Source organism: Streptomyces sp. CBMA29, assembly GCF_014596445.1.
Lineage (GTDB): Bacteria > Actinomycetota > Actinomycetes > Streptomycetales > Streptomycetaceae > Actinacidiphila.
Window position 1 is genome coordinate 1 of the sequence record NZ_MECL01000109.1, and the last position, 2705, is coordinate 2705.

A 2705-nucleotide genomic window follows, 5' to 3' on the forward strand; every position below is an offset into this window, starting at 1 on the left:
CCACGCGCCGCCGCCCGCGGTGCCGCCGCCGGTCGCGCCGGTCGCGCCGGTCGCGCCGGTCTCATCGGCTCGCAAGGGCGTCGGGGTGTGGTCCTTCCCCGGTGTGAACACCGCGCTCGACCGGTCGGGCGCGGGCTGGTACTACACGTGGTCCACGACGCACGGCGGCATCAGCGGGCCCGGCTTCGTGCCGATGATCTGGGGCGGTGACAGCGCGAGTGCGACGGCGCTGGCGCAGGCGAAGGCGGCGGGTCCGTACCTGCTGGGCTTCAACGAGCCGGACATGGGCGGCCAGGCCAACATGACGGTCGATCAGGCGCTGTCGTTGTGGCCGAAGTTGATGGGATCTGGCAAGGTGCTCGGCAGTCCCGCGGTCGCCTACGGCGGCGACACGGCCGGCGGCTGGCTCGACCGGTTCATGTCGGGGGCTCAACAGCGCGGCTACCGCGTCGACTTCATCGCCCTGCACTGGTACGGCGGGGACTTCACGACGCCCAACGCGGTCTCCCAGCTCAAGTCGTATCTGACGGCGGTCCACAACCGGTACGGCAAGCCGATCTGGCTCACCGAATTCGCGCTGATCGACTTCGCGAACGGCGTCCGCTTCCCGACCGACAGCCAGCAGGCCGCCTTCGTGACGGCCGCGGCGAAGATGCTCGACGGGCTGCCGTGGCTCCAGCGGTACGCCTGGTTCGGGCTGCCCGCCGACGACAACAAGCCGAGCAGCGGGCTGTTCCACAGCGGCCCGGTGGAGACGGCGGCGGGTCGGGCGTTCGAGGCGGCGCGCTGAGCGGTCGTCAACACGCCGCCTCAACCGGCGGGTCGCTCGAACCGCACCTCGGGCGTCCGCGCCCGCGGGTCGGAGGCGGCCAGCAGCCGCAGGCCCTCCGCGTCGAGCGCGTCCCGGTCGGCCGGGCGCAGCGGCGCGAAGGGCGCGACGACGACGGCCGCGGTGTCCTTGGCGCGCTCGAACCGCCAGGTGCCGCCGACGAATCCGTCGACCAGGACCGTGCCGCGGATGATGCCGTTGACGGTCATCACCCGCGGCCGGTGCTCGTCGGCGAGGACGCGGGTGCGGTCGGCGTGCGAGAGCAGCAGATTGTCGAAGTCGGCGACGAAGCGGGCGGAGACCTCGGTGCCGGGGTCGGTGAGTTCGGCGTCCGGCAGGTCGTACAGCTCCCTGCCGTCCTCGGCGGTGTACATCCGGCAGTCCAGCGCGGTGAACACCTTCTTGAGGCCGGTGAGTCCGCACCACTTCTGCATGTCGGCGGGGGTGGCGGGGCCGTACGCGGCCAGGTAGCGGCGGACCAGCGCGGCCGGTTCCGCGGCGGTCGCCGCGGGGTCGGCCATCGGCTGTCCCAGCCAGTCGTCCAGCAGGGCGTAGGCCGGCTGGGCGCTCGCGCCCCACAGCCCGCGCGGCGGCACCTGCGCCAGCGGCGCCCACACCCGTAGCGCGTTGACCAGTGAGGCGGGGTCCGCGTCCGGCCAGCGGGCGCTCAGCGCGGTACGCAACTCGGCCGGTCCCAGGGGCCGTTCGGCCAGCGTCTCGCGGCCGTGCGCGACCAGTTCGGCGCGGTCGACGCCCGCGACTCCTGCCGCCCACTGCGAGCCGCGCAATCCGCGGTCCAGCATCGGCTGGAGCCACGGCCGCAGCCGCAGCGCGTCCGCCGCCGTCACCAGATGCACGGTGTTGCGCATCAGGACGAGGCGCACCACCGCGCGTTCGGTGAGCAGCGTGCCCAACTCGTCGAAGCGGAAGCCGGTCAGCCGGGTCCACAGTCCCGGATAGGGCGAGGTGGGGTGCTGCGACTGGAGTCCGAGCAGATGGGCGACGGCGTCCTCGGCGGCCGTCCGCCGCCGGTCCAGCAGAAGCTGGCGCGCGAGCAGGGTCCGATTGAGAGTGCGGCGGTCGAGCGGCTTGGGCATGACTCCTACGCTAGGGCGTGTCGCGGACAGTTCCGGTCCGCGACGGCGCCCGGTGCGGCGAGGCGACGAGCGACGAGGCGGCGAGGTTACGCGGCCGGAGGGCCCAGGCGGCGGGACGGGGTTCTGGGCTCGTGGTGGATCGGGGTGCGGGCGCCGGTGAGGGGGGCGCCGGAGCCGCCGCGCGCGTGGGCGACGATCTCGGCGGCGATCGACAGGGCGGTCTCCTCGGGCGTGCGGGCACCGAGGTCGAGGCCGATCGGCGAGTGGAGCCTGGCCAGGTCGAGTTCGGTCACCCCGGTGTCGCGCAGCCGGTCAAGGCGGGCGAGATGGGTGCGGCGCGAACCCATCGCGCCGATGTAGGCCAGCGGCAGCCGCAGCGCCCGTTCCAGCAGGGGGATGTCGAACTTGGCGTCATGGGTGAGGACGCAGACCACCGTACGGCCGTCCAGCCGCCGCTGCCGCGCCTCGGCCTCCAGGTAGCGGTGCGGCCAGTCGACCACCACCTCGTCGGCCTCGGGGAAGCGGCGGGCGGTGGCGAAGACCGGCCGGGCGTCGCAGATCGTCACGTGGTAGCCGAGGAATTTGCCCGCCCGTACCAGCGCGGACGCGAAGTCGATCGCGCCGAAGACCAGCATCCGGGGCGGCGGCACGCTGGCCTCGACCAGCAGGGTGAGCGGCGCGCCGCAGCGGCTGCCGTCCGCGCCGATCACGACGGTCCCGGTGCGCCCGGCGGCCAGCAGCGCGCGGGTCTCGGCCGCGGCCGTACGGTCCCGCTCGTC

The 2705-nt window shown here is 73.9% G+C and carries 3 protein-coding genes; 1 reads left to right on the forward strand and 2 read right to left on the reverse strand.

Annotation, left to right across the window (positions count from 1 at the left end; all coding sequences use genetic code 11):
• Positions 1–790 (forward strand): glycoside hydrolase family protein (locus tag BGM09_RS16050; protein ID WP_188282275.1); only part of this gene is annotated, 790 nt, incomplete at its 5' end.
• Between the two features lie 20 nt (positions 791–810).
• Here the strand turns inward: BGM09_RS16050 and BGM09_RS16055 are convergent.
• On the reverse strand, positions 811–1926 hold the full coding sequence (locus BGM09_RS16055) for a winged helix DNA-binding domain-containing protein (RefSeq protein ID WP_188282276.1): 1116 nt from the start codon (positions 1924–1926) through the stop codon (positions 811–813).
• An 86-nt stretch (positions 1927–2012) separates the two neighbouring features.
• On the reverse strand, positions 2013–2705 hold a 693-nt coding region (locus BGM09_RS16060; RefSeq protein WP_188282277.1), incomplete at its 5' end, for an XdhC family protein.

What these genes read in the sequence shown, in the direction of transcription:
- BGM09_RS16055 (WP_188282276.1), bottom strand. Translation starts at nt 1,926, where the DNA reads ATGCCCAAGCCGCTCGACCGCCGCACTCTCAATCGGACCCTGCTCGCG.